We start from the raw sequence: 23,846 nt of genomic DNA, 5'->3' as shown, positions 1-23,846 counted from the left end.
CCCCGGCCTGCGCGGCGAAGCCTTCCATCCCCGTAGTCAACGTGCCCCCTCCACGGCCATGACCAGCGATGACCACCAGTGAAGATTACAACCGCGTCAAGTCCCCCGGATGGGGTTCGCGAACATCTCGCGCGAATCACCCGGACAGTGCAGTGAACGCGATTTTCCCAGAACTGCCCGGAAAACCGTCAATCCAGCCCCGCCAGGACGTCGGCGGCCTGCTCCGGGTGGATCAGGAACCCCACGTGGCTGCTGTCCAGCGAGTGCACGTCGAACGGGTTGTCCGGCGTCAGCGCGTCGGCCTCCTCGATGAACCGGTCCTGCAGCTCGATCGGCAGGGAGCGGTCCCCGGTGAGGCGGACGTAGGTGCGCCGAACCCGGCCCCACGTCTCGGCTTTCGCCTGCGCGTCACCGACGTCCAGGCCCTCGTCCGGTTCCAGCGTGTTGAGGAACGCCCGGAACTCGTCGTCGGTGCCCTCGGCCAGCATCGCGGTCTTCAGCGTCGCGAGCAGGTCGGGATCGGCGGTGCGCCAGTTCAACCTGAGGGCGCCGAGCGCGGCGGGCTCGGCCACCAACGCGCCGCCGGTCGAGTGCAGCACGCTGGACGCGTTCTCCGGCGCCGCCAGGTACTCGGGCAGCGGCAGGTCGACGCAGCACCAGGCCGAGATGTAGACGATCCGGTGCAGCAGCTCGGGGACCTCGTTGGCCACCCCGGTGACGGTGACGCCGCCGCGGCTGTGGCCGACCAGCGTCACCGGCCCCAGCTCGGCCGCCCGGCGGACCACGCCGATCACGTGCTCGACCGCCTCGGCCGCGGTGACCCGGGCCATCCCGGACGGCGACCCGGCGAGCCCGGTCGGATCCTGCGGCGCCTGGTAGGAGACCGGGAACGTCGCGCCGAAGCCGTGTCCCGGCAGGTCCACCGCCACCACCCGGTGGCCGCGAAGGGTCAGTTCGCGTTGCAGCGCCGCCCATCCGAACGAGTTGCTGTTGGACCCGTGCACGAGAACGAAAGTTCGACTCACCCGATCATCTTAAGCACGTCATCAGTGCTCCAAGGAGCGCAAAGCCTCCCTGACGTGCCCGTCCGACACCGCGAGCGCGGCTGCCGCGCGCTCCACGCCGACCCCCGCCAGCAGGTGCACGAGCGCGGTCTTGAGATCGCCGTCGGCCGCGGTCAGCGCCGCCTCGCACACCTCGTCGGGCTCGTTGGTCGCCTCCCGCAGGATGCTGATCGTGCGCCCGCGCAGCTTCGCGTTGGTCGCGAGCATGCTGACCATCAGGTTCGAGTAGGTCCGCCCGAGCTTGACCATCACCGCCGTCGAGAACGACGTCAGCACCAGCTTCTGCGCTGTGCCCGCCTTCATCCTGGTCGATCCGGTGATCGGCTCCGGTCCGGTGTCCACCGCGATCACCACGTCGGCCGGCGCGCTGCGCGCCGCCTCCGGGTTCGCCGAGACCAGCCCGGTCCCCGCGCCCAGCCGCTGCGCGGCGGCCAGCGCGCCCAGCACGAACGGGGTCCGGCCGGAGGCCGCCAGCCCGAGCACGAAGTCCGCTCCGCTCGCGTGCTCCTCGATCGCCGCGGCTCCCGCCTCGGCGTCGTCCTCGGCGTTCTCCACCGCCCGCTGGAACGCGCTCGCCCCGCCCGCCTGGTGCGCGACGAACCAGGTCGGCGGCACGTTGTAGGTCGGGATCAGCTCGGCTGCGTCGAGCACGGCGAGCCTGCCGGAGGTGCCCGCGCCGACGTAGTGCACCCGGCCTCCCGACCGCAGCGCCGACACCGCCATGTCCACCGCCTTCGCCAGCTCCGGCAGCACCCGGCCGACGGCCTCCGGGACCGTGCGGTCCTCGGTGTTGAGCACGTGCAGGATGTCCAGCGTCGGCAGCAGGTCGATGTCGGCGGTCCTGGGATTGGTGCGCTCGGTCGGCGCGTCCACCCGGACCGCGTCGGTCGCACCAGGTTGCGCGCCGTTGGCGCTCTCGGTGCTCATGCCCCCTCCTTGCCGGAGCGCCTGCGGTCCGGCCGCGAGCCCAGCCGGTGCCCGCCGACCGCCTCGTAGGTCGCCTCCAGCGCGGACTTGGTCTGGTCGAGGTGGCGCTGCGCGACCCCGATGAACAGGCAGTCGATCACGGTGAGCTGGCCGATCCGGCTGGCCATCGCGCCCGACCGGTAGGTGGTCTCGCGGACCGCGGTGGTCAGCACGTGGTCGGCGACCTCGGTGATGGGCGAGCGGGCGAAGTTGGTCAGCGCGGCCGTGGTCGCACCGCGCTTGCCCGCCACCTGCAACGCCTCCACGGTCTCGGTGGTGGCGCCGGTGTGCGAGATGCCGACGGCGACGTCGCCGGGGCGCAGCACCGCGGCGGAGGTCAGCGCGTTGTGCGTGTCCGACCAGGCGAAGCAGGTCAGCCCGATCCGGTGCAGCTTCTGCTGCAGGTCCAGCGCGACGAAGGCGCTGGCGCCGACGCCGTAGACGTCGATCCGGCGGGCCTGCGCGACGGCGTCGACCAGCCGCCGCAGGATCTCCGAGTCGAGCTGGTCGGCGGTCTCCTCGACCGCCTTGGCGTCGGCGTAGGAGACCTTCTCGATGATCTTGCCGATGTCGTCGTCCGGGCCGATGTCGCTGCCGAGGTCCCGGTCCCGGCTGGAGGTCCGCGCGGTGTCGGCCGCCAGCGCGATGCGCAGGTCCGGGTAGCCGCCGACCCCGATCGCCTTGCAGAAGCGGGTCACGGTGGTCTCGCTGGTGCCTGCCGCCTCGGCGACCTCGGTGATGCTCCGGCGGGCGACCGACGCCGGATCGGCCAGCACGATGTTGGCCACCCGCTGCTCGGCCCGGGCCAGCCCCGGGAGCAGGGAGCGGATCCGGATCAGCGGGCTGGCGTCCCCGGGCTCTGGGAGGTTCTCGTCGGTTGCCATGTGGGAAACTTACTAACCGATATATGTGCAGGTCAATCCGCATCCGCTGTGCGACGGTCACGGGTGGGTATCGCGGCTCGTGAAGGTCGTGCAAGACGGAACACGGCTACTCCAGGGTTGCACACTTTGGCGACTACGCTCGAAATGATGAGTGGCGCCCGGGAGCTTGACACGGACCGCGACCAGCCGCCCGAAACCGTCCCACCCGGGGCCGTCCCGCCAGCGGTGTTCCCGGCGGTGGGGTGGTCGCCGCGCTCGGTGCTGGAGCACGAGGAGTTCCTGGTGCGGCAGCACGAGGCCGGGGCGCTGCGGCTGTTCGACCGGGGAAGCCTGCCGGGACTGCGCCGGTGGCGGATGACCTGGTCGCGCGACGGCGAACCGGTGCACGCGGTGCTCGCGCTGACCGACCTCCCGGACCGGCACGACGCGGTCGGCGTCTCCTTCGCCGCGCGCTGCGACCTCGGCTGGGGCTGGCCGGAACCCTCGCCGCTGGTCCGGGTCGGGCTCGGTCAGCAGGTGCTGCTCGACTCCGCCAGCGCACTGCCCGCCACCGGATCGACCCTGATCAGCGGCTCCGAACCGCTCGACCGGGTCGTCGCCGTGCTCCGCGACCGCATCGCCCGGATACCCGTGTTGTTGCGACATGTGGGTGAACCCGATCCGGTCTGGGCGCAGACGTTCCGCACGACCACGCTCGGCGCGGCGGCGGTGCTCGGACTCGACGACGAGGCGGCTGCGAAGCTCGACGCCCTGGTGCCCCCGGACCTGCGGATCCCCGAGCGCGGCGCGCGTCTGGTGCTGCCGAGCTGCTGGGCCGGCCGGATGCCGGACGTCTGCGTCGGCGAGCTCGACGAGCCCGCCTGGCGAGACCTCGCCGACTCGGCGCTGCGCGCTGCCCGCTGGCGGGACTCGACGCCCTCCGACGACGAGCAGTGGCAAGCGCTGTTCGACGAGCCGTGCAACGACGAACGCGTCGCAGGCGCCTCCGGCTGGTACCCGCTCCGGGACGACGTCGACAAGGCCGAGCTGCGCCAGCGCATCCAGGGCGCGGGCGACAGCGTCGCCGAGCTGCGCAACGTGCGGTCGCAGCGCGCGAACACCGCAACCGAACTGGATCGCGAACTCGAACAAGCACGTGCCGAACTCGCGGACCTCACGCGCTCGCGTCGCAACCTCGCCCGCGGCGCCCTGCGCCTCCGCGCGGAGCGCGACGAGGCGAGGGAAGCGCTGGCGCGGACCTCGCTGGGCGCGGCGATGCGCCGGAAGCACGCCGCGCAGCGGCTTGTGCGGGCCCGCGCGGCGGAGCTGCGGCGGCGGGAGGAGGGCGGCAGCCCGACGGCCGCGGCACCGGCGGAAGTCCGGTTCGGACCGGGGGTCCGGGAGGAGGTCGACCGGCTCGACGCGGAGCGGCGGCGGCGCTGCCTGCGGCTGGTGGACCTGCTCGGCGACCCGGACGCGATCCCGCCCCTGCTGAGGGGCACCGCGCCCGGCCCGGACCCGGCGCTGACGTTCCGGACCTCCCCGGACCGCTGGGAGTTCTTCCCGGACCACGTCCTGCTGGACCACAGCGGGCGGTACGTCCTGCACTACCTCCGCGAGGGCGGCGTCGTGCACGTCGGATACGTGGGGCCCGCGCTGTGACGCCCGAACCGCTGCCCACGACGTCGTTCTGCGCCGCGGGCCACGCCGCGCCGTCCCTGCGCGACCACGAGCGCGTCCTGGTCGGCCTGCACGAGTCCGGCGCGCTGCGGCTGATCGACGGCGGCCGGGACGGCGCCGCGCTCCGCTGGCGGATGTCCTGGGGGAAGGGCTCCTCGGCGGTCCGCGCGATGCTCGGGGTCAGCGCGACCGCGACGGACGGCGAGGTCGCGTTCTGGGTCCACGCCGAGGCTCGCCGCCCGTGGTCGATCCGCGACCAGCGCAACCCGGTGGAAAGACTGGGACTGCTCGACCACGGCCTCAAGGACCCGAGTTCGGCGTACTCGCTGACCCAGCAGAACCCGCTGGTCGGGCTCGACGACGTCGGGTTCCTGGAGCGCACCTTCAACGGCGGTGCCCGGGACACCCCGGTGCTCGTCCACAACGGCACCCGGATCGGCCAGGAGATGCTGCGCTTCCGCAACGCCACCCGGGGCATGTGCGGGCTGCTGCCGATCGACGACTCCGCCCGGGAACGGCTCAACGCGCTGTTGCCCGCCGACCGCCAGGTCCCGCACCGCGCGGTCCGCCTCTACCTGCCTCCCTGGTGGGCCGGGCACCTCGACGACATCACCGCCGACGCCGACCGGCTCGACCGGCCCGGCCTCTGGCGGCAGATCGTCGACACCGTGATCCGGGTGAGCTCGTGGCGCCCGGGCGGCAAGATCCCCGCCACCGCGCGGGAATGGCGAGCTCTGCTCGACGACCCGATGCATGACGTGCGGATCGTGCCCACGACGCCCGGCATCCGCTGGCTGCCCGCACCCGACGACGCTGGCAAGCGCATCCTGCGACAGCGCCTCGACTCCGTCACCGAGCAGGCCAGAACCGCCCGGCACGAAGCCGAGGACGCCGCGGAGCGGGTCTCCCGGCGACGCGCCGAACTCGACGAGCTGACCGCCGGAATCGCCCGCGCCCGGCGCTCCCGGCTCCGCCTCGCCGAGCTGGTCGGGCGGTTGCGGCGGGAGCGCGACAGCGCGGAGTCCGCGCTGCGCAACGGCGTGGTCGCCGAGGCGTGGCGCGAAGCGCGCGAGGCGGAGCTGGAAGCGGAGCTCTACGCCGAGGAGCTCGACCGCGCCGACGACCGGGCGGAGCCCGGGCCGGAGGCGGAGCCGCCACCGGAGGCGGAGCCGGAGGTGGTGGCGTTCGGGTCGTTCGCGGAGCTGCTGGCGACCGCGGAGCGGGAGCTGGCGGGGCTGCGGCTGGGGCCGCAGGTGGCGGCGGCCGGGGAGCTGGACGGGCACCAGCGGTCGGGGCTGTGGCTGCGGAGGTGCTGGGGTGTGCTGGAGCTGCTGTCGGAGTACGCGCTGGCCCGCCGTTGCGGGGACGGAAGTGCGCCCTGGCTGCGCGGTTTTTCCCACTACGTGCGGGAGTTCGGCGGGTCGCGCGGGCTGAGCCCGAGCCTGGTGGCGTCCGGGGAGAGCGAGCTGGTGGTCAACACGCCGCGCTTCCGCAACGCGCGGACGTTTCCGGTGCCGCCGGAGGTGCACCCGTCGGGCTGGGAGTTCTTCGGCGCGCACGTGAAGATCGACCGCGGCGGCGGGGTCGCGCCGAGGCTGCACTACTTCGACGACAGCCGGGGCGCGACCGGGTGCGTCCACATCGGATACATCGGGCCGCACCTGCCCGGCCCGGAGAGCAACTGAACGTGTCGATCACGTTCAGCCAGGTTGGAAGAACGCGAGCAGCCTCCGGCTGGCGTCCGGCGACATCAGCAGTTCGTGCAGGTCCGCGGACATCCGGGCGGCAGCGCCGGTGCGTTCGAACATCTCGCGTTCGTACTCTTCGACGGCGGCGGGAAAGTCGTCCGGGTGCGCGGCCAGCGCGAGGCCGAGCAGGGCGCCGTCGAGCAGCGCCATGTTGGCACCTTCCCCCACCGGTGGCATCAGGTGCGCGGCATCGCCGAGCAGCGTGACGCCTGGCGTCGACGGCCAGGTCAGGCCGACGGGGAGAGTGGTGAGCGACCGCGGCACGATCGTGTCGTCGCTGGCTTCGATCAGCGCGGTGAACCGGGGGTCCCAGCCGGTGAACTCCTCGACCAGCCGCGCCCGCGCGGCGGCCGGATCGTCGAACGGGATCCCGCTGGTGGCAAACCAGTCCTCGGCGGTGTTGTAGAAGTTCAGGCCGATGCGTACGCGGCCGTCGCCGTTGCGCTGCGCCGCCAGGGATCGTCCGTCGCCGAGCACCCAGAAGTTGCCGCGCCCGACCATCGCCGCGAGGTCCGGGTAGGTGCGGTCGATGTCGGAAATGCAGAGCTCGACGATGTTTTGTCCGATGTGCGCTGGTCGAGCGTCGGTGAGCAGTGCGCGGACCCGGGAGTTCGCGCCGTCAGCTCCGACCAGCAGGTCGTACGTCGCACTGCTGCCGTCGGCGAAATGCAGCACGCCGTTGTCGGCGGATTCGAACGCGTGCCCCCAGCGCACCGCGTGTTCGGGAAGGGAGTCAAGCAGCAGGTCGCGCAGATCGGCACGGTCCACCTCGGGACGCTCAAGCGGCGCGTCGTCGGGCGTGTCCTCTTGGAGCAGCAGGGTGCCGTCCGGCTCGAGAAGCCGCATGTCCTGGCCTTCACCACGGGCGATCGCGTAGAACTGGCCGATCAGACCGGCCTCGCGCAGCGCCCGCTGTCCCGAGTGGATGTCGAGCATGCCGCCCTGACCGCGCACATGGCGCGACGATTCGCGTTCGTACACCACGGCGTCGATGGCGTTCATGTGCAGCACCCGGGCGAGGGCCAGGCCACCCAGTCCGGCTCCGACGATGGCGATGGTTGCCCCTGCTTCACCGTAGTTGTCCGGCATGGGACCAATTCTGCCCGCCGAACGGCTACCGTGGAGCGCATGCAGCGCGCTGCCGTGACTACGACGCCGGAGGACGTCCCGGCGCGCTGACAGCTGTCCTAGTCCGAAGCCCCGGGGCGAGTGCCCCGGGGCTTCGTCGCGCGGTCGCTCGCTCCAGTGAGGAGACCACCGTGCACGACCACCGCAAACTCGGCCGCGAACTCGACCTGTTCGACACCGATCCGCTGATCGGCGCCGGCCTGCCGTACTGGCTTCCCGACGGCGCGGTAGTGCGGCACGCCCTGGAGGAGTACATCCGCGGCGCGGAACTCCGCGCCGGCTACCGGCACGTGCACTCGCCCGTGCTGGGCAAGCGCGAGCTGTACGAGATCTCGGGCCACTGGTCGCACTACAGCGAGGACATGTTCCCGCCGATGGATCTCGGCGGTGAACAGCTCGTCCTGCGCCCGAGCCTGTGCCCGCACCACGCGCTGATCTACCGCTCCCGCTCGCACAGCTACCGCGAACCCCCGCTGCGCATGGCAGAACTCGGCGGCATGTACCGCTCGGAGTTGTCAGGCGTGCTCGGTGGTTTGACCCGCGTGCGTGCGATCCAGCTCAACGACGCGCACATCTTCTGCACCCTCGACCAGGTCGCGGCCGAAGCCAGGGGAGCGCTGGAACTCATCCGCGACGCCTACGCCGCCCTCGGCATCGAAGCCGCCCGCTACCGGCTCTCGCTTCCGGGACCGGGCGGGAAGTACGTCGCCGATCCGGAGTTGTGGCGGCGCTCGGCGGACCTGCTCGCCGAAGTCCTCGACGGGGTGGATCACGAAGCGGTGGAAGGAGAAGCGGCCTTCTACGGCCCCAAGATCGACGTCCAGATCGCCGACAGCGCGGGCCGGGAGTCGACCCTGTCCACCATCCAGGTCGACTTCCACCAGCCGTCCCGGTTCGACCTGCACTACATCGGTCCCGACGGCGCCAGGCACCGGCCGGTCATGGTGCACCGCAGCATCATCGGCAGCGTCGAACGCGCCGTCGCCCACCTCGTCGAGCGGCACGGCGGCGCCTTCCCCGCTTGGCTCGCGCCGACCCAGCTCGTCGCACTTCCCGTCTCCGAAGGTGAACTGCCGCAGGCCGACGCCCTCGTCCGGCGCTGCGCGGAGCGCGGACTGCGCGCCGAGATCGCCCGGCCGGAACGTGGAAGCCTGGGCGCGCGCGTCCGGGACGCCCGGCTCGTGCCGTACCAGGCGGTGATCGGCGCGAAGGAAGCCGCCGCTGGTCAGGTCGCGCTGCGCCTGCGGGACGGTCGCAAGCTCGACCCGATGCCGGCCGCCGAAGCGGTCGACCGCATCAGCGCGTCGGTCGGCGCCCACCGGACCGAGCTCTGGGACTAGGTGCGGGCACACTGGCGTCAGAGGAGGGCGACAGAAAAGGAGCCGGGATGCCGGGAGGCCGCCTGAGCTACGAGGACCGCGAGCACATCGCGGCGGGGCTGGCGGAAGGGCTCGGCTACGCCGAGATCGCCCGCAGGCTCCAGCGTCCGACATCGACTGTCAGCCGCGAGGTGCTCCGCAACGGCGGCCCGGGACGCTACCGGGCCGACCGGGCGCACGAGACCACCGCGCAGCGCGCCCGCCGCCGCCCGGCCAGGACACCGGACGAGCCGGGCGGCGGCCAGGTGCGCGACTTCGAGGAGCGGTTCACCGAGATGCTCGTCCGGACCGGCTTCCCGCGGATGATGTCGAGGGTGCTGGTCTGCCTGTTCACCACCGACAGCGGCAGCCTCACCGCCGCCGAGCTCACCGGGCGGCTCCGGGTGAGCCCGGCGTCGGTCTCCAAGGCGGTGGCCGGGCTCGAACGGTTCGAGCTGGTCCGCCGCGAGCGGGACGCCGCCGGGCGCCGCGAGCGCTACGTCGTCGACGACGACGTCTGGCACCGCGCGTGGACGCTGCGGGCGCGGTCCGTCGGGGTCTGGGCGGAGGCGGCCCGGGACGGCGCCGAAGCGCTCGGGACCGGCAGCCCGGCCGGTGCGCGGCTGGAGGAGATGAGCCGGTTCTTCGAACTCGTCCAGCAGGACATGGCCAGGACCACCGAGCACTGGTGCCGGATCCGCCAGGAGCAGTGAGCTAAACAGCTTTGTAGAAGAACGTCGTCGGCTCCGGCACGCCCTTGGTGTCGGCGGCGTACCCGGGCACGGTCCCGAACGGGGTCCAGCCCGCCGACCGGTACAGGCTGTCGGCAGGGCTGCCGGTCACGGTGTCCAGCAGCAGCAGGCGCACCCCGGCCTCGACCGCACCGCGCTCGGCGACCGCCAGCAGCTCCCGCCCGAGACCGCGACCGCGGGCGTCGCGGTGCACGAGCAGCTTGACCACCTCGGCGCGGTGGCGGCCGTTCTCCTTGTCCTCGAACCGGATCTGGACCGTCCCCGCGATCCGGCCGTCCACCCGGGCGGCCCACACCACGGTCCCGCCCGCCGCGACCCCTGGCGCGACAGCGGTCCACCACGCCGTCGCCGCCGCGTGGTCGAGCGGCGCGAGGAAGCCCACGGACGCGCCGCTGTCCACCGTGTCCACGAGCAGGGAGCCGAATTCTTCGGCGGAGGCGAGGAGTTCGTCGGCTGTCAGACGGCGGATGTCGTTCATACCGATGATCCAACGCCATCCGACCGTCCGCCGTCCCCGATGTCATGCGCTGGAAACGAACACGGATCTTGCAGGCAACAACGGTCACCAACACTCCGGGCACGCGACGGGAGGAGAGTCGGATGTCCCAGGTTGCCGAGAAAGCGCAGGCCGTGCGGGAAACGCTGGAGGACTACACGCTGCGCTTCGCGCCGCGCGGCTACCGGCGCTGGCGGCCGGGAGTGGTGGCGACGACCGCGCTCGGCGGCATCGCCTACCTCGCCGACTTCTCCATCGGCGCCGGGATCGGGCTCAGCTACGGCACCCTCAACGCGCTGGTCGCGATCCTGGTCGCGGCGGCGATCATCTTCGTCACCGGCCTCCCGCTGGCCTACTACGGCGCCCGCTACAACATCGACCTGGACCTGATCACCCGCGGCTCCGGGTTCGGCTACTACGGCTCGGTGCTGACCAGCGTGATCTTCGGCAGCTTCACCTTCATCTTCTTCGCCACCGAGGGCGCGATCATGGCGCAGGGCCTCGAAGCCGGGCTCGGCGTCCCGCTCTGGCTGGGCTACCTGATCACCACGCTGGTCGTGGTGCCGCTGGTCGTCTACGGCATGAAGGCGCTGAGCAAGCTCCAGGTCTGGACGACACCGCTGTGGCTGCTGCTCATGGTCGGCCCGCTCGGCTACCTCGTGGTCGTCGACCCTGGTTCGGTGTCGGCGTGGCTGGCCTTCGCGGGCGCGGGCGGCGGCGGGCTGAACGCGGCGTCGGTGATGCTCGGCGCGGGCGTCGCGCTGTCGCTGATGGCCCAGATCGGCGAGCAGATCGATTACCTGCGCTTCATGCCGCCACGCACCCCGCAGAACCGCCGGGCGTGGTGGACCTCGGTGGTCGTCGCCGGTCCCGGCTGGGTGTTCTTCGGTGCGATCAAGCAGGCCACCGGAGCGTTCCTGGCCTTCTACATCATGGGCGTCGCGGGTGCGGCGGCGACCGAGCCGGTGCAGCAGTTCATGGGCGTTTACGGGCTGTTCCTCCCCGCCGCGCTGGCGATCCCGCTGGCGGTGGTGCTGGTCGTGACCAGCCAGCTCAAGATCAACGTCACCAACGCCTACTCCGGTTCGCTGACCTGGACCAACTCGTTCACCCGGATCGCCAGGCGGTACCCGGGCCGGAACGTGTTCGTGCTGCTGAACCTGGCGGTCGCGCTGGTGCTGATGGAGGCGGACATGTTCGCCTTCCTCAACGGGGTGCTCAGCTTCTACGCCAACTGCGCCATCGCCTGGGTGGTCACGGTCGCCACCGACATCCTGGTCAACAAGTACCTGCTGGGGATCTCGCCCCGGGAACCGGAGTTCCGGCGCGGCATGCTGCACGCGGTCAACCCGGTCGGGGTCGTGGCGTTCCTGGCCTCGGCGCTGATCTCGATCGCGATGTACTTCGGCGCCTTCGGCTCCGCGCTCCAGCCGTACTCGCCGATCGCGGCCGTGCTGATCGCCGCGGTGCTCACACCGGTGATGGCGGTGCTGACCGGTGGCCGCTACTACCTGCGCCGGACCGACGACGGCATCGCCGAACCCCGGTTCGACGCGGACGGAACGCCGGTCGACACCAGCTACCGGTGCCACGTCTGCGAGCAGGACTTCGAGCGCCCCGACGTGCTCGCGTGCTTCGCCCACGACGCGGTGATCTGCTCCCTGTGCGTCACCACGGACCGCACCGGCGAGCACGTGCTGCCCGCGGGCTGAGCTACTGCTTGGTCGTGTGCTCCGGCTCGACGTAGACGATGATGCGCTCGTCGCCGGGCTGGTCCCACGGGTAGACGTCCTCGTCCAGGTACTTCTTGGCCATGCTGTTGATGAAGGCGTTGCCCTCGTCGTCCTCGACCCGCGCGACCCGGCCCCGGACCTCGACGTAGCGGTACGGCTGGTCCGGGTCGTGCACCGAGATCGCGATCCGCGGTTCCCGCTGGAGGTTGCGGTACTTCTGCCGGGTCTTGGTCTGGCTGAACTTGAGGTGGGTGCCGTCCCAGCCGATCCACACCGGGCTCGACTGCGGTTCCCCGTGCGGCCCGATGGTCGCGACGTGGGCGAAGGCCCGCTTGTTCAGGATGTCCTCGCGGTCTTGCGGAATCGCGGACACGGCGCTTCCTTCCGTCGAAACGGGTGGTCCGCGGCCATTGTCGCTCGGTTCGGCTACTCCGACAGCGCGCGCCGCAGCAGCCGGGACAGCGCCTGCTGGTCGTCCTCGTCCAGCGCGCCGAGCGGGGTGTTCACCGAGAACCGGGAGATCAGCGCGGTCCGCTGCTGCTCGCCGTCGGCGGTCAGCACGAGCGTCTTGGCCCGCCGGTCCTGCGGGTGCGGCTGGCGTTCGACCAGCCCGAGCTTCTCCAGCCGGTCCACCACGAAGGTCACGTTCGAGGTCGCGCAGTGCATGCGCCCGGCGAGCTCGCGCATGGTCAGCGGCTCGCCCAGCTCGCGCAGCGCGATGGCCTGGGACGCGGTGAGGTCGGTGCCGGACACGCAGGAGCGGACGTGCTCGTCGATGCGGTGGGCGAGTTCGTCGATCAGGCTGCACAGCTCCCGCGCGTCGGTCATCCGCCAAGGTTAGCGCAACTCGAACAGTTGCAATTAGAAAGATTCTAGTTGTAATCTTCCGTCGCTGTTCGAACGAAGGAGTGACCGATGACGGCAGTTGTGCAGCGCTGGAACCAGGTCGCGGGCATCCGCTCGATCCGGCTCGGCGACCTGCGGGTGAGCTACGTGCCCGACGGCGCGGTGCGGCTCAAGCCGCGCGGGTGGTTCCCGGAGTCCACCGCGCAGGACTGGCGGGAGCGGACCGAACACCTCGACGAGACCGGCAGCCTGGTCGCGAGCATCGGCGCGCTGCTGGTCGAGCACGGCGACCGCGCGATGCTGATCGACGCGGGCTACGGCCCGAGCCACCAGCCCGACGATCCGTCCAACGAGATCATCGGCGAGCTGCGTGCCGGCGAGCTGATCGACAACCTCGCCCGCCTGGGCCGCCGCCCGCACGAGATCGAGTCGGTCGCGATCACCCACCTGCACACCGACCACATCGGCTGGGCCTGCCGGCCGGGCGTCTTCCCCGGCGCCCGCTACCTGATCTCCGAGCCCGAGTGGACCCTCCGCGACCAGCACGCCGCCGACGTGTCCGACGAGATGCTCGAACGGCTCGCGCACCAGGTCGTCCCGGTCGCCGACGGCGAGGAGGTCTTCCCCGGTGTTCGGGTCCGGCTCTCGCCGGGGCACACGCCGGGCCACGCCTCGTTCGTGGTGACCTCCAAGCAGCGACGGCTGATCGTCCTCGGCGACGCCCTGCACAACGCGGTCCAGATCGCCCAACCGACCTGGCCGGTCCGGATCGACGTCGACCGCGAGCAGGCGATCCGCTCCCGCCAGGAGCTCGTCGCCGAACTGCTGGAACCCGACACGCTCGGCTTCGGCGGGCACTTCGCCGACGTCGTGTTCGGTCGCGCCGTCCGCGACGGCGGCACCGCGCGCTGGAGCCCGGAGCTGTGAGCTAGCGGCGGGTCGGCACCCAGCCCTCGGATGTCAACCGGTCCGCCTCGCGTTCACCGTCGAGCAGCGTGCCCGCCCGGTCGGCCACCAAGATCCCGTCGACGTTCACGCCGCGGCCGGTGTACTGCGCGTCCGGCGCGTAGCGCCAGCGCAACCGCACCGGCTGCGGGGACTCGGGCACCGAACCCGACACCCGCCACCACGCCCGGTGCCCGGCGCCGGCCAGCGCCGGCTGCGGCCCTACGGGCGCGCCGGGGCCTTCGGCCACGAGCTCGACGGGACGCCAGGTCGCGCCGTCGTCGCCGCTGAACTCGACGGTGAGCGCGTCGGTCCCGTCGGAGTCCTTCTGCGTGTCGACGAAGGCGTCGAAGGACACCCGCGCGGCCCCGGTGACCGGCCCGAGCGGGTCGGTGGTCAGCGTCGCCGGAGCTGCCGCCCGGGCGAACCACGACCTCGACCCGTGCGTCGGCCGCACCGCCATCGCTTCGGCCAGACCCTGCGCGAGCGCTTGGCGCGCGGGGTTGTTCGATCCCCAGCTCCGCGACGGGTGCACGCGGTTGGTCAGCAGCACTGCGATCGACCGGGATGCCGGGTCGAGCACGAGCGAAGTGCCGGTGTAACCGGTGTGCCCGGCGCTGCGCGGACCGCTCAGCCCGGCCATGTACCAGCGCTGGTCCAGCTCGAAGCCCAGACCATGCGAGTTGCCGGGGTAAGCGCCGTTGAAGTCGGTGAGCATCTGCTCGACGGTGCGCTCGTCCAGGATCCGCTCCCCGGCGTAGCTGCCCCCGTTGAGCAGCGCCTGGCCGAGCACGGCGAGGTCGCTCGCGGTGGAGAAGACCCCGGCGTGACCGGAAACCCCGCCCAGCGCCCAGGAGTTCTCGTCGTGCACCTGGCCGCGCACCATCCCGCGCGGCGGATCGGCCTGGAACTCGGTCGCGGCGATCCGGTCCAGCTCCGCCGCGGGCGGGTTGTAACCGGTGTCGTCCATGTCCAGCGGCTCGGTGATCCCCTCGGCCACCACCTGGTCCAGCGGAGCCCCCGCGACCCGCTCCACCAGCACGCCCAGCGTGATCATGTTCGGGTCGGAGTAGGTGTAGCCGCTGCCCGGCGGCTGCTCCGGGGTCAGCTCCATGACCGCCGGGATCCGCCGCTCCGGCGGCAGCGTCCACAGCTTGACCTCGGCCTGCAGGCCGGACGTGTGCGTCAGCAGCTGCTGGACGGTGATCCGGTCCTTGCCGTTGACGCCGAACTCCGGGAGGTATTCGGCCACCGGCGCGTCCAGCCGCATCCGGCCCTGCTCGACCTGCTGCAACGCGGCGATCGAGGTGAACAGCTTGCTGATCGAGGCGATGTCGAAGATCGTGTCGCGGTCGGCGGACTCGCGCTGGTCCGCCGGGAGTTCGGTGCCGTTGCCGTCGGCGTAGCGGACCTCGTCGCCCACCGCGTCGTGGCTGACGACGATCCCGTTGTGCACCAGCAGGCTCACCGCGCCCGCGTACATCGGGTGCTCGCGGCCCGGGACCACCTCCGTCCACGCCTCGATCTGCTCCAGCGCGGCGTCGATCGGCCCGGAACGGAGCCCCGCGTCGGACGGGTCGCCGTCGTGCAGCTCGGTCGAGGCCGGGGCGAAGCCGTCCCGCGGCCGGTCGAACCGGCCGTCGCCCACGGGGGAGGCCGACGCCGATCCGGCGCTCAGCGCCGCGACCGAGACCAGCGCGATCGCCAGAATCGTCTTGCCCATGCGGCCCACCTTCAGCTGTAGAGCAGGTACGGCTCCCGCGTGCGGCGGAAGCCCGCGAGTTCCTCCTGCCACGATCCGACGATCGCGGCCACGTCCGCCCCGCTGTCGACCATCGTGCGCAGCCGGTCCGAACCGGACAACTTGTCGATCATCAGGTCCTCCCGCCAGCCGAACGGGTACTGCCTCCTGGCGGTGACCAGCATGGCGACCGCGACCTCGATCGAGTCGATCTCCCCGCTCCGGTAGATCTGCACGCCGCCGCAGGTCGCGCCGGTGTGCTTGGAGAAGGTGGGCACGAAGTAGGTCTCCCGGAACCGCACTCCGGCCAGCCCGGCGGCGTTGAGGTCCTCGGCCCACCGCCAGTCCACCCCGGGCGCGCCGATGATCTCGAACGGCCGGGTGGTGCCCCGGCCCTCCGACCAGGTGGTGCCCTCGAACAACCCGGTTCCCGGGTAGACCGCGGCGGTGTCCGGGGTCGGCATGTTCGGGCTCGGCGGAACCCACGGCAGCCCGGCGTCGGCGTCGCGTCCGCGCCAGCCCTCCACCTGCACCACGTCCAGCTGCAACGGCGCGCCCAAGTGCTCGGCGGCGAACAGCTTGGCCAGCTCCCCGACGGTCATCCCGTGCTGCAGCACGATCGGCAGGCGGCCCACGCCCGACGCGAACCGCGGGTCCAGCGTCGGCCCGGCGACCCGCGTGCCGCCGAGCGGGTTCGGCCGGTCCAGCACCAGGAACGACGCGCCGGTCCGCGAAGCGGCCACCATCGCGTCGTACATGGTCCAGATGTAGGTGTAGAAGCGGGCGCCGACGTCGGCGATGTCGAACACGACCTGCTCGACCCCGGCCTTGCGGAACATCTCCGCGATCTTGTCGGCGCTCGCGCCGTAGGTGTCGTACACCGGGAGCCCGGTGCGCGGATCGGCGTAGTCGCCTTCCGAACCGCCGGCCTGCGACGTGCCGCGGAACCCGTGCTCCGGGCCGAAGACCGCGGCGATGTCGACGTCCCCGCCCGCGTGCATGGCGTCGACGACGTGCACCAGCGACGAGAGCACGCCGGTCGGGTTGGTCACGACCCCGATCCGGCGGCCCGAGATCCGCTGCCAGTTCTCGGCGGCCAGCACGTCGGCGCCGGTGCGCAGCCCTTCGGGCTTCGGCGCCGCGCAGGCGGCGTTGGCGGCCATCCCGGCCGTGGACGCCGACAGCGCGGAGGTGATCAGGAAGCTGCGGCGGTCCATCCCGGTCACCAGCTCAGGCCGTGTCCGAACGGATAGCGGTCGGTGCCGGGCGTCTTCGGGTCGGGCACCGGCACCGGCAGCTTGCCCGCCGGGGCGGACTCGCCGAACAGGACCTTGGTCAGCGACTCCATGGCCACCGCCTTGTCCGAGTAGGTGGTCAGCCAGGTCGGCACTTCCTCGACGTGCGCGGCGTCGTAGGGATCGCGGACCGCGACCGCGACGACCGGCTTCCCGGCCTGCTGCAACGCCCGGACCAGGTCCAGCTGGGACGCGTTGGACTCGCTCCACGCTGCGTTGGTCAGCACCACCGTGAGGTCGTTGCCCTTCGACTGCTCGACCGCCTGGTTGATCTGCTCCGGCGTCGGCTTGAGCCCGGTCTCCAGCGCGGTCGCCTTCGGCCCGCGCGCGCTGATCCGCTCGGCCAGCGACTTCGTCGCACCGGCGCCGGCTCCGGTGACGAACACGCGCTTCTGCTTCTCCCGCAGCGGCAGCAGGTTCGCATCGTTGCGCAGCAGCGTCGTGGAGCGGTCGGTGATCGTCTGCGCGTCGCCGGTGTTCTTCGGCGAACCGACGATCTCGTCCACCTTGGACACGTCGACGAACGGGTTCTCGACGACCCCGCGGCGGGCCTTCATCTCCAGCACCCGCCGCACGCTCTCGTCGATGCGCTGCTCGGTCAGCCGGCCGGTGCGCACCGCGTTGAGCACGCCGTCGATGCCGACCTGGAGGTTCTGCGGCATCAGCAGCTGGTCGACACCGGCCTCCAGGGCCAGCACCGGGATCTCGCCGTCCGGGTGCATCTGCCGGACCCCGTCCATCTGGAGCGAGTCGGTGACGACGACGCCCTGGTAGCCCAGCTCCTCCCGGAGCATCCCGGTGATCACGTTGCGGGACAGCGTCGACGGCTCACCCGAGTCGTCCAGCTTGGGCACCACGATGTGCGCGCTCATCACCACGTCCGTGCCCGCGGCGATCGCCTCCCGGAACGGCGGCGCGTCCAGCTGCTCCCACTGCTGGCGGTCGTGCTCGATCACCGGCAGCGCGGTGTGGCTGTCCTGGTTGGTGTCGCCGTGCCCGGGGAAGTGCTTGACGGCGGCGGCGACGTTGGAGTCCTCCTGGTAACCGCGGACCTGGGCGGCGCTGAACTCGGCGGCAAGCCCCGGATCGGAGGAGAACGAGCGAACTCCGATCACCGGGTTCGCCGGGTTCACGTTGACGTCCCCGCTGGGCGCGAAGTTCTGGGCCAGGCCCATCGCCCGCAGCTCCTCGCCGGTGATCGCCGCCGAGCGGCGCGCGTCCTCTGCGCTGCGCCCGGCTCCCAGCGCCATGTTGCCGGGCAGCTGGGTCGCGGGCTCCTTGATCCGGGTGACCTGGCCCTGCTCCTGGTCGGTGGAGATCAGCAGCGGCACCTTCGCGCCCGAGTTCACCGCGGCGTTCTGCAGGCCGTTGGAGTGCTCGGCGATCTGCTTCGGGTCGTGGAGGCTGTCGGTCCAGGAGAAGTGGATCATGCCGCCGAGGTGGTACTTCTGCACCACCTGCGCCGGGGTGTCGACGCCGAACTCCTCGCGGTTCTGGGGGTGCGGGGTGTCGGCGGAGCGGCCGTAGGTGTAGGTGACGAACAGCTGTCCGACCTTCTCCTCCAGCGTCATCCCGTCCAGGGTCGCATCCGCCCACGCGCGGGCGGGATCGGGCGGCACGGCGCTGCCGGTGGTGGCCAGGCACGCGGAGACGACGGCGACTGCGCTGATCGTGGCCGCTACGAGGCGGCTGGTCCTGCCCACTCTGCCTCCAGGGACGGCGTCCGCCCGGCAACCTCCGGTCGGAAGTTCACGTCGATATCGGTCGAATTGGGAAACTACCCACGTCAACGCCGCTGGTCAACGCTGCGCGACCGCTCCGTCACGACCTGGAGACATACGGCGGCGCCCGCCAAGCCAGTTGGCGGGCGCCGCCCCTCGCGCGAGATCTCGGGTTACCAAGCGTGCAACTCTTGTCGTAACTTTCGGGCTCGGCGTCCGGCGTCCCGGTACGCAACCCTGGTGGACGACCAGCCTCCCGCGGCGGCTGCGCGTGGGTGCTCCGGTCTCGCGCACGGAGCCTTAAGGGGTGGACGCCACTTCTCCTCCGTGACGTCCCTGGCCGTTCAGGTTCCGCACTTCCCTTTGTAGTCCGTGACGGGCGTCACTGCAAGAGGTTGCTGACCTACGTGGCAGTGCTGATCACCTGCGGTTTTTCAGCGGTGGCGGCGCCAGTAGCGCAGCCCCCACCATGCGGCGCCCGCCGCGGCGACCGCACCCATCCCGACTCCGGCGGCGGTCACGGCGGCGCGGGACGGAGTCGGGATCCGGGCGCGCAGCGAGACCGGGTGGTCGAAGGCCAGCGCGGGCCAGCCGCGCTGCACGGCCTCCTTGCGCAGCCCGCGATCAGGGTTGACGACGGTGGGGTGGCCGACCGTCTCCAGCAGCGGAAGGTCGGTCACGGAGTCCGAATAGGCGTGGCATTCCGAGAGGTCGTAGCCGTACTTCTCGGCCAGCTCGCGGGCGGCGGCGGCCTTGTTCTCCGCCGAGCAGTAGAACTCGACCTCGCCGGTGTAGCGGCCCTCGCTGACGACCATCCGCGTCCCGGCGGCGTGCGTCGCGCCGAGCAGCTTCGCGATCGGGGCGACCACTTCCTCCCCGGAAGCGGAGAGCACGACGATGTCGTGGCCCTGTTCCTTGTGCTCGTTGATGAGTTGCGTGGCCTCTTTGTAGACCAGCGGGTCGACGATGTCGTGCAGCGTCTCCTCGACGATGGCGTTGACCTGCTCGACGTCCCACCCGGTGCACAGCGAGGTGATGTGCGCCCGCATCCGGTCCATCTGGTCGGCGTCGGCGCCGGCCAGCATGAACACGAACTGCGCGTAGGCGCTCTTGAGCACCGCGCGCCGGTTGATCAGCCCCTCCTGGAAGAACGGGCGGCTGAACGCGAGGGTGCTGGACTTGGCGATGACCGTCTTGTCCAGGTCGAAGAACGCGGCCACGCGAGACTGCTGGGCTGCCGGGTGGTTCGCGGGGTCTGTCACGTCGCACAGCATACGAGTCCGTCCTGGCCGGTCGCCGTCGCCGCAATGACGCAGCGGCTTTGACGTCCTGCTTGCTCTCCGGGTTGGGATTCCATTGAGTGGGAAGCATTTCTTGACCCAAATGGGTGGTGATGACCACGGAAATGGCAGCACGGTGCAAGGACGTTCCCTCTAATGGACGGGGCGCGTCGCTGGGGACGGGGGCGATACAGTGTGGGAGTCCGGTTCTGCCGGATGGGTTCAGCTCGACCCCCCGGAGCTGAACCGTTGGCGACCCCCGTCCCTCCCCCCTGGCGGGGGTCGTCCCCTTTCCGGTGATGTTTTTCCCGAATTGCTTTCCGGTTATAACGCGCCTAAAGCCGAGTTATCCACAGGCCGGGTAGTTGTCCACAGTTCTGGGAATTGACCCTTGGCGGGCTTGGCTCGGGCGGCCACTGTGGATTTCAGCAGGCCGCCCGGTGCGGGTTCGGTGAAACCGGCGGCCGTCGCTTTCCCCAGCGCACGAGTCCGATCGGAGTTCGCCATGTCCACGTCCCCCTTGCTGATCACCGCCGACGCCGAGCTGGCCGAAGATGTCCTGCGGTTGGCAGCGGTATCCGGTTGCGAACTGGATCGCGCCCCGGACGCGTTGTCGGTGGGCGACCGATGGCGCACAGCACCATTGGTCGTCATCGACCCGCCCAGCGCCGAAGCGGGTGCCGAGAGCCAGCTGCCCAGAAGACCGGGGGTGCTGATACTCGCTCGCGGTCCCAGCGACGACCTGTACCGGTCGGCGTTCCGCATCGGGGCCGACCTGGAGATCCGGCTGCCGGCCGATGAGGACCACCTGATCGAACTGTTCGCCGAGGTGGTGGACCGGTCCGCCCCGAGATCGGGCCGGGTGCTGGCCGTCGTGGGCGGCTGCGGTGGGGCGGGCGCGTCCGTGCTCGCCACCGCGGTCGCGGTGACCGCGGCGCGCCGCGGCGAGCAGTCGCTGCTGGTCGACTGCGATCCGTTCGGCGGCGGCCTGGACCTCGCGGTCGGTGCCGAGCGCGCCGGAGGAGCGCGCTGGTCGGGCCTCGACGTGAGCGGCGGCCGGGTCGCGGTGAGCGCGTTGCACGACGCGCTGCCACGGCGGCGCGTCGGTTCGGGCGCGATGACCGTGCTGGCGTGCGACCGAGACGGACCGTCGTCCGGGCTCACGCCGCAGGCCGTGCACGCGGTGATCGCGGCGGGCCGCAGAGCGGGCGAGACGGTCGTGTGCGACCTGCCGCGAGCCCTGTCCGAACCGGCGGTCGCCGGGCTGCGGCAGGCCGATCTAACCCTCGTGGTCGTGCCCGCCGAGGTGCGCGCCTGCGCGGCGGCGGCTCGCCTGTCCGCCGTGCTGCGGGATCGATCGGCGGGATCGCTGCGGCTGGTCGTGCGCGGTCCGGCGGCGAGCGGTCTGCGACCCGCGGATGTCGGCCGTGCCGTCGGTGTCGACGTCCTCACCTCGGTGCGCACCCAGCCCGGCCTGCCGACAGCGCTCGACCGGGGCGGTTTCTGCTCGATGCGAGCGCACCAGCGGCGATCGGTGGAGCGCAGCGCCCGCGACGTGCTGGGCGCTCTTGAGTCCACTGTGGTGGGTGCGTCATGACCGGCGAGCTGATCGACCGGGTGCGCAACCGGCTGGCGGGCAGCGGAGCGCCGCTGACGTCGTCGGCGGTGGCCACCGCGGTCCGGGAGGACGCGGGCGGGCTGGTCGGCGACGCCGACGTGCTGGACCGGGTCCGCGTCGTGCAGCGGGAGTTCCTGGGTGCTGGCGTGCTCGAACCGCTGCTGCGCGACCCCGCCGTCACCGATGTGCTCGTCACGGCGCCGGACGAGGTGTGGGTCGATCGCGGCGACGGGCTGCGCCGGGCGCCGGAGGAGTTCCCCGACGAAGACGCGGTGCGCCGCCTCGCCCAACGGCTCGCGCTGGCCACCGGCCGCAGGCTCGACGACGCGCAACCGTGGGTCGACGCCTGGCTGCCACGCGCGGTCGGAGCGGTCCGGCTGCACGCGGTGCTGCCACCGGTTTCCGAGGGCACGTGCCTGTCGCTGCGAGTTCTCCGGCCAGCGGTGCACGACATCGACGCGCTGCGCCGGAAGGGCGCGTTCGACGAGCCGACCGCCGCGCTGTTGCGGTCGATCGTCGCGGCGCGGCTGGCGTTCCTGGTCGTGGGCGGTGCCGGTGTGGGGAAGACGACGATGCTCGCCGCGATGCTGGGCGAGGTCCCGTCGACCGAACGCATCGTCTGCGTCGAGGAAGCCGGCGAACTCCACCCGGCGCACCCGCACGTCGTCCGCCTGCTCACCCGCCCGCCCAACGTGGAGGGCGTCGGTGAGATCCAGGTCCGCGACCTGGTCCGGCAAGCCCTGCGGATGCGGCCGGACCGGCTGGTCGTCGGCGAGGTCCGAGGGGCCGAGGTCTGCGAGCTGCTGGCTGCGCTGAACACCGGTCACGACGGCGGTGGGGGAACCCTGCACGCCAACTCGCCGCAGGAGGTCCCGGCCCGGATGGAGGCGCTGGCCGCGCTGGGCGGTCTGCCCCGGGCAGCTCTGCACAGCCAGCTCGCGGCAGCGGTGCAGGTCGTGCTGCACGTCCAGCGCACGCCGGGTGCCCGGCGGCTGGCGGCGATCGGAGTGCTGCGGCGCAGCGGCGATCTGGTCGAGGTCCAGACGGCGTGGTCCGTCCACAGCGGATGGGGACCGGGCGGAGAAGCGCTCGCGAACCTGCTTTCCGAGCGGGGAGGTGCGTTGCCGTGCTGACCTTCCTCCTGCTCGCAGCCGCGTTGCTGTGCTGGCCGGTGATCGGGGCCCGGCACCGGCTGAAGGCGCTTCGCCCGCACCGGGGCCGATCCGTTGCTTTGCTGGGACGAGTCCGCGTCTGGTACCCGGTCGCAGCGGCGGCCGGGGCGGTGGTCGCCGGCGTCGGCGGGGTGATCGGCGCGCTGGCGCTCGGCGTGCTCGTCCGGGGCTACCGCCGATCCCGGCGGGACCAGCGGAACCGGGCTGAGCGGACGGCGGAGCTCGCCGCCGGAGTCCGGTTGCTGGTCGCGGAACTCCGGGTCGGAGCGCACCCCGCGGTGGCAGCCGAAGGAGCCGCGCGGGACGCGGCTCCGGGAGTGGCCGGGGTGTTCCGGGACATGGCCGTGACCGCCAGGCTCGGCGGGGACATCGCTTCCGCGCTGCGGGCCCACGATTCGGCAGCGCTGCGGGAACCGCTCGGCCGGATGGCACGCGCCTGGGCGCTCGCGGAGCGGCACGGCGTGGCACTGGCAGACCTGCTGGAGGCGGTCCGGCGCGATCTGGAGCATCGCGGAGCGTTCGTCCGCGACCTGGAAGCGAAGATGGCCGGACCGCGCGCGACAGCGGCGATGCTCGCCGGGCTCCCGGCCCTCGGGCTGCTGCTGGGCCAGGCGGTGGGCGCCGCGCCGTTGGCATTCCTGACCGGCCACCTCGCCGGTCAGGTGCTGCTCGCGACGGGCGTTGCCCTGCTGTGCGCCGGAATGCTGTGGACGCTCCGCCTGACCGAAGGGGCGGTGCCGCCATGATCCCGCTGTTCCTCCTCGCCACGGCGGTGTTGCTGCTGCCGGTGCCGACAGCGCGCTTCCGGCTGCGGGAACTGTCGGGCGGAGCACGGAAACCCGCGATCCCGAGGTCGCGCCGGCCGGTCAGACGAAGACCGGAGCGGACGGAGCCGCTGGTGCTGGCCGCGGGCTGGGACCTGCTCGCCGCTGGCATGCGAGCGGGACTGCCGGTGCCGGTGATCCTGCGCGCTGTCGCGGCGGAGTTCCGCGGTGCTCCGGCCCGCGTCCTGCACGAGGTCGCTCGCCAGCTCGCGCTGGGCGCGGACGCGGGGTCGGCCTGGGAGCCCGCGTTGCGGCACGCGGACACCGCCGACCTCGCGCGGGCCGCGCGGCGGACCGCGCGCAGCGGCTCCGGCCTGGCCGAGGTGGCGCAGGCGCTCGCGGCGGACGCCCGGTCGTCGGCCGACGCACGGGCGCAGGAGCGCGCCCAGCGCGCGTCCGTGTGGGTCGCGATGCCGCTGGGACTGTGCTTCCTGCCCGCGTTCCTGTGCCTCGGGGTCGCGCCGGTGGTCGCCGGCATGGTCCACCGGCTGGTGGTGCAGTGGTGAATCCACTGTGGACCCTGCGTTCGATGCGCCGATGCGCCGATGCGCCGATGCGCCGATGCGCCGATGCGCCCATGCCGCCGATGCGACCGATGCGAACCGATGCCGCCGAC

General features: G+C 71.9%; 21 protein-coding genes. 10 read left to right on the top strand and 11 right to left on the bottom strand.

All coding sequences use genetic code 11. From position 1 onward, the window contains the following. Positions 1 to 188: 188 nt before the first annotated feature. From ABD691_RS14070 to ABD691_RS14060, 3 genes are read right to left on the bottom strand one after another with little or no spacing between them, the layout of a single operon-like run. Positions 189 to 1,025: an alpha/beta fold hydrolase gene (locus ABD691_RS14070; protein WP_344680101.1), complete on the bottom strand. Its 837-nt coding sequence runs from the start codon at positions 1,023 to 1,025 to the stop codon at positions 189 to 191. A gap of 21 nt (positions 1,026 to 1,046) precedes the next feature. Beyond that, positions 1,047 to 1,991 (bottom strand): N-acetylmuramic acid 6-phosphate etherase, encoded by a 945-nt coding sequence (gene murQ, locus ABD691_RS14065; RefSeq protein ID WP_344680100.1) that lies wholly within the window; start codon positions 1,989 to 1,991, stop codon positions 1,047 to 1,049. After that, positions 1,988 to 2,914, bottom strand: coding sequence for a MurR/RpiR family transcriptional regulator (locus tag ABD691_RS14060; RefSeq protein WP_344680099.1), 927 nt, complete (start codon positions 2,912 to 2,914; stop codon positions 1,988 to 1,990). Before ABD691_RS14060 ends, murQ begins: the two co-directional genes overlap by 4 nt. 147 nt (positions 2,915 to 3,061) lie before the next feature. Here ABD691_RS14060 and ABD691_RS14055 point away from each other — a divergent pair, with 147 nt between their 5' ends. Both ABD691_RS14055 and ABD691_RS14050 read left to right on the top strand, forming a co-directional pair. After that, positions 3,062 to 4,555 (top strand): coiled-coil domain-containing protein, encoded by a 1,494-nt coding sequence (locus tag ABD691_RS14055; protein ID WP_344680098.1) that lies wholly within the window; start codon positions 3,062 to 3,064, stop codon positions 4,553 to 4,555. Beyond that, on the top strand, positions 4,552 to 6,258 hold the full coding sequence (locus ABD691_RS14050) for a hypothetical protein (RefSeq protein ID WP_344680097.1): 1,707 nt from the start codon (positions 4,552 to 4,554) through the stop codon (positions 6,256 to 6,258). The genes ABD691_RS14055 and ABD691_RS14050 overlap by 4 nt, the downstream gene beginning before the upstream one ends. A 15-nt stretch (positions 6,259 to 6,273) precedes the next feature. On the opposite strand, the gene ABD691_RS14045 is transcribed toward ABD691_RS14050, so the two are convergent. Beyond that, on the bottom strand, positions 6,274 to 7,410 hold the full coding sequence (locus ABD691_RS14045) for an FAD-dependent oxidoreductase (protein WP_344680096.1): 1,137 nt from the start codon (positions 7,408 to 7,410) through the stop codon (positions 6,274 to 6,276). Here ABD691_RS14045 and thrS point away from each other — a divergent pair. After that, positions 7,380 to 8,789 carry a threonine--tRNA ligase gene (thrS, locus tag ABD691_RS14040; RefSeq protein ID WP_344680095.1) on the top strand — a complete coding sequence of 470 codons (1,410 nt, stop codon included), beginning with the start codon at positions 7,380 to 7,382 and terminating at the stop codon, positions 8,787 to 8,789. The two genes, ABD691_RS14045 and thrS, sit on opposite strands and share 31 nt — an antisense overlap. Positions 8,790 to 8,836: 47 nt before the next feature. Next, positions 8,837 to 9,520, top strand: a complete 684-nt coding sequence (locus tag ABD691_RS14035; protein ID WP_344680094.1) for a GbsR/MarR family transcriptional regulator — start codon at positions 8,837 to 8,839, stop codon at positions 9,518 to 9,520. A 1-nt stretch (position 9,521) separates the two neighbouring features. On the opposite strand, the gene ABD691_RS14030 is transcribed toward ABD691_RS14035, so the two are convergent. Next, positions 9,522 to 10,037 carry a GNAT family N-acetyltransferase gene (locus tag ABD691_RS14030; RefSeq protein ID WP_344680093.1) on the bottom strand — a complete coding sequence of 172 codons (516 nt, stop codon included), beginning with the start codon at positions 10,035 to 10,037 and terminating at the stop codon, positions 9,522 to 9,524. Positions 10,038 to 10,159: 122 nt separating this feature from the next. Between ABD691_RS14030 and ABD691_RS14025 the strand changes: the two genes are divergently transcribed. Further along, entirely contained in the window at positions 10,160 to 11,767 is a 1,608-nt protein-coding gene (locus tag ABD691_RS14025) for a purine-cytosine permease family protein (protein WP_344680092.1), read from the top strand. Position 11,768: 1 nt separating this feature from the next. Here ABD691_RS14025 and ABD691_RS14020 read toward each other — a convergent pair whose 3' ends face one another. Both ABD691_RS14020 and ABD691_RS14015 read right to left on the bottom strand, forming a co-directional pair. Next, positions 11,769 to 12,161: a PPOX class F420-dependent oxidoreductase gene (locus ABD691_RS14020; protein ID WP_344680091.1), complete on the bottom strand. Its 393-nt coding sequence runs from the start codon at positions 12,159 to 12,161 to the stop codon at positions 11,769 to 11,771. Positions 12,162 to 12,214: 53 nt separating this feature from the next. Next, the gene (locus tag ABD691_RS14015; protein WP_344680090.1) at positions 12,215 to 12,616 is read right to left on the bottom strand and encodes a MarR family winged helix-turn-helix transcriptional regulator; all 402 of its coding nucleotides are present in this window, start codon (positions 12,614 to 12,616) and stop codon (positions 12,215 to 12,217) included. 87 nt (positions 12,617 to 12,703) lie between these two features. On the opposite strand from ABD691_RS14015, the gene ABD691_RS14010 reads away from it, so the two are divergent. Beyond that, positions 12,704 to 13,561, top strand: coding sequence for an MBL fold metallo-hydrolase (locus ABD691_RS14010; RefSeq protein WP_344680089.1), 858 nt, complete (start codon positions 12,704 to 12,706; stop codon positions 13,559 to 13,561). A gap of 1 nt (position 13,562) precedes the next feature. Here the strand turns inward: ABD691_RS14010 and ABD691_RS14005 are convergent, their stop codons facing one another. The 4 genes from ABD691_RS14005 to ABD691_RS13990 all read right to left on the bottom strand — a co-directional run bounded on the left by ABD691_RS14005 (position 13,563) and on the right by ABD691_RS13990 (position 19,610). Then, on the bottom strand, positions 13,563 to 15,302 hold the full coding sequence (locus tag ABD691_RS14005; RefSeq protein ID WP_344680088.1) for a serine hydrolase domain-containing protein: 1,740 nt from the start codon (positions 15,300 to 15,302) through the stop codon (positions 13,563 to 13,565). An 11-nt stretch (positions 15,303 to 15,313) separates the two neighbouring features. After that, entirely contained in the window at positions 15,314 to 16,537 is a 1,224-nt protein-coding gene (locus ABD691_RS14000) for an exo-beta-N-acetylmuramidase NamZ family protein (RefSeq protein ID WP_344680086.1), read from the bottom strand. Between the two features lie 5 nt (positions 16,538 to 16,542). Further along, a complete protein-coding gene (locus ABD691_RS13995; RefSeq protein WP_344680085.1) occupies positions 16,543 to 18,318 on the bottom strand; it encodes a glycoside hydrolase family 3 protein in 1,776 nt (591 codons plus the stop codon). A gap of 452 nt (positions 18,319 to 18,770) precedes the next feature. Continuing rightward, positions 18,771 to 19,610, bottom strand: coding sequence for an HAD-IB family hydrolase (locus tag ABD691_RS13990; protein WP_344680084.1), 840 nt, complete (start codon positions 19,608 to 19,610; stop codon positions 18,771 to 18,773). A 511-nt stretch (positions 19,611 to 20,121) separates the two neighbouring features. On the opposite strand from ABD691_RS13990, the gene ssd reads away from it, so the two are divergent. The 4 genes from ssd to ABD691_RS13970 are packed head-to-tail and all read left to right on the top strand — an operon-like array spanning position 20,122 to position 23,736. Further along, positions 20,122 to 21,213, top strand: coding sequence for a septum site-determining protein Ssd (ssd, locus tag ABD691_RS13985; protein WP_344680083.1), 1,092 nt, complete (start codon positions 20,122 to 20,124; stop codon positions 21,211 to 21,213). After that, a complete protein-coding gene (locus ABD691_RS13980) occupies positions 21,210 to 22,367 on the top strand; it encodes a TadA family conjugal transfer-associated ATPase (protein ID WP_344680082.1) in 1,158 nt (385 codons plus the stop codon). The genes ssd and ABD691_RS13980 overlap by 4 nt, the downstream gene beginning before the upstream one ends. Then, positions 22,361 to 23,152, top strand: a complete 792-nt coding sequence (locus tag ABD691_RS13975) for a type II secretion system F family protein (protein ID WP_344680081.1) — start codon at positions 22,361 to 22,363, stop codon at positions 23,150 to 23,152. The genes ABD691_RS13980 and ABD691_RS13975 overlap by 7 nt, the downstream gene beginning before the upstream one ends. Beyond that, positions 23,149 to 23,736 carry a type II secretion system F family protein gene (locus ABD691_RS13970; RefSeq protein ID WP_344680080.1) on the top strand — a complete coding sequence of 196 codons (588 nt, stop codon included), beginning with the start codon at positions 23,149 to 23,151 and terminating at the stop codon, positions 23,734 to 23,736. Before ABD691_RS13975 ends, ABD691_RS13970 begins: the two co-directional genes overlap by 4 nt. Positions 23,737 to 23,846 lie beyond the last annotated feature (110 nt).

The organism is Saccharopolyspora taberi, from assembly GCF_039534165.1.
GTDB lineage: Bacteria > Actinomycetota > Actinomycetes > Mycobacteriales > Pseudonocardiaceae > Saccharopolyspora_D > Saccharopolyspora_D taberi.
Note: the sequence above shows the minus strand (reverse complement) of the source record. Positions and strands in the feature narration are given on the sequence as shown.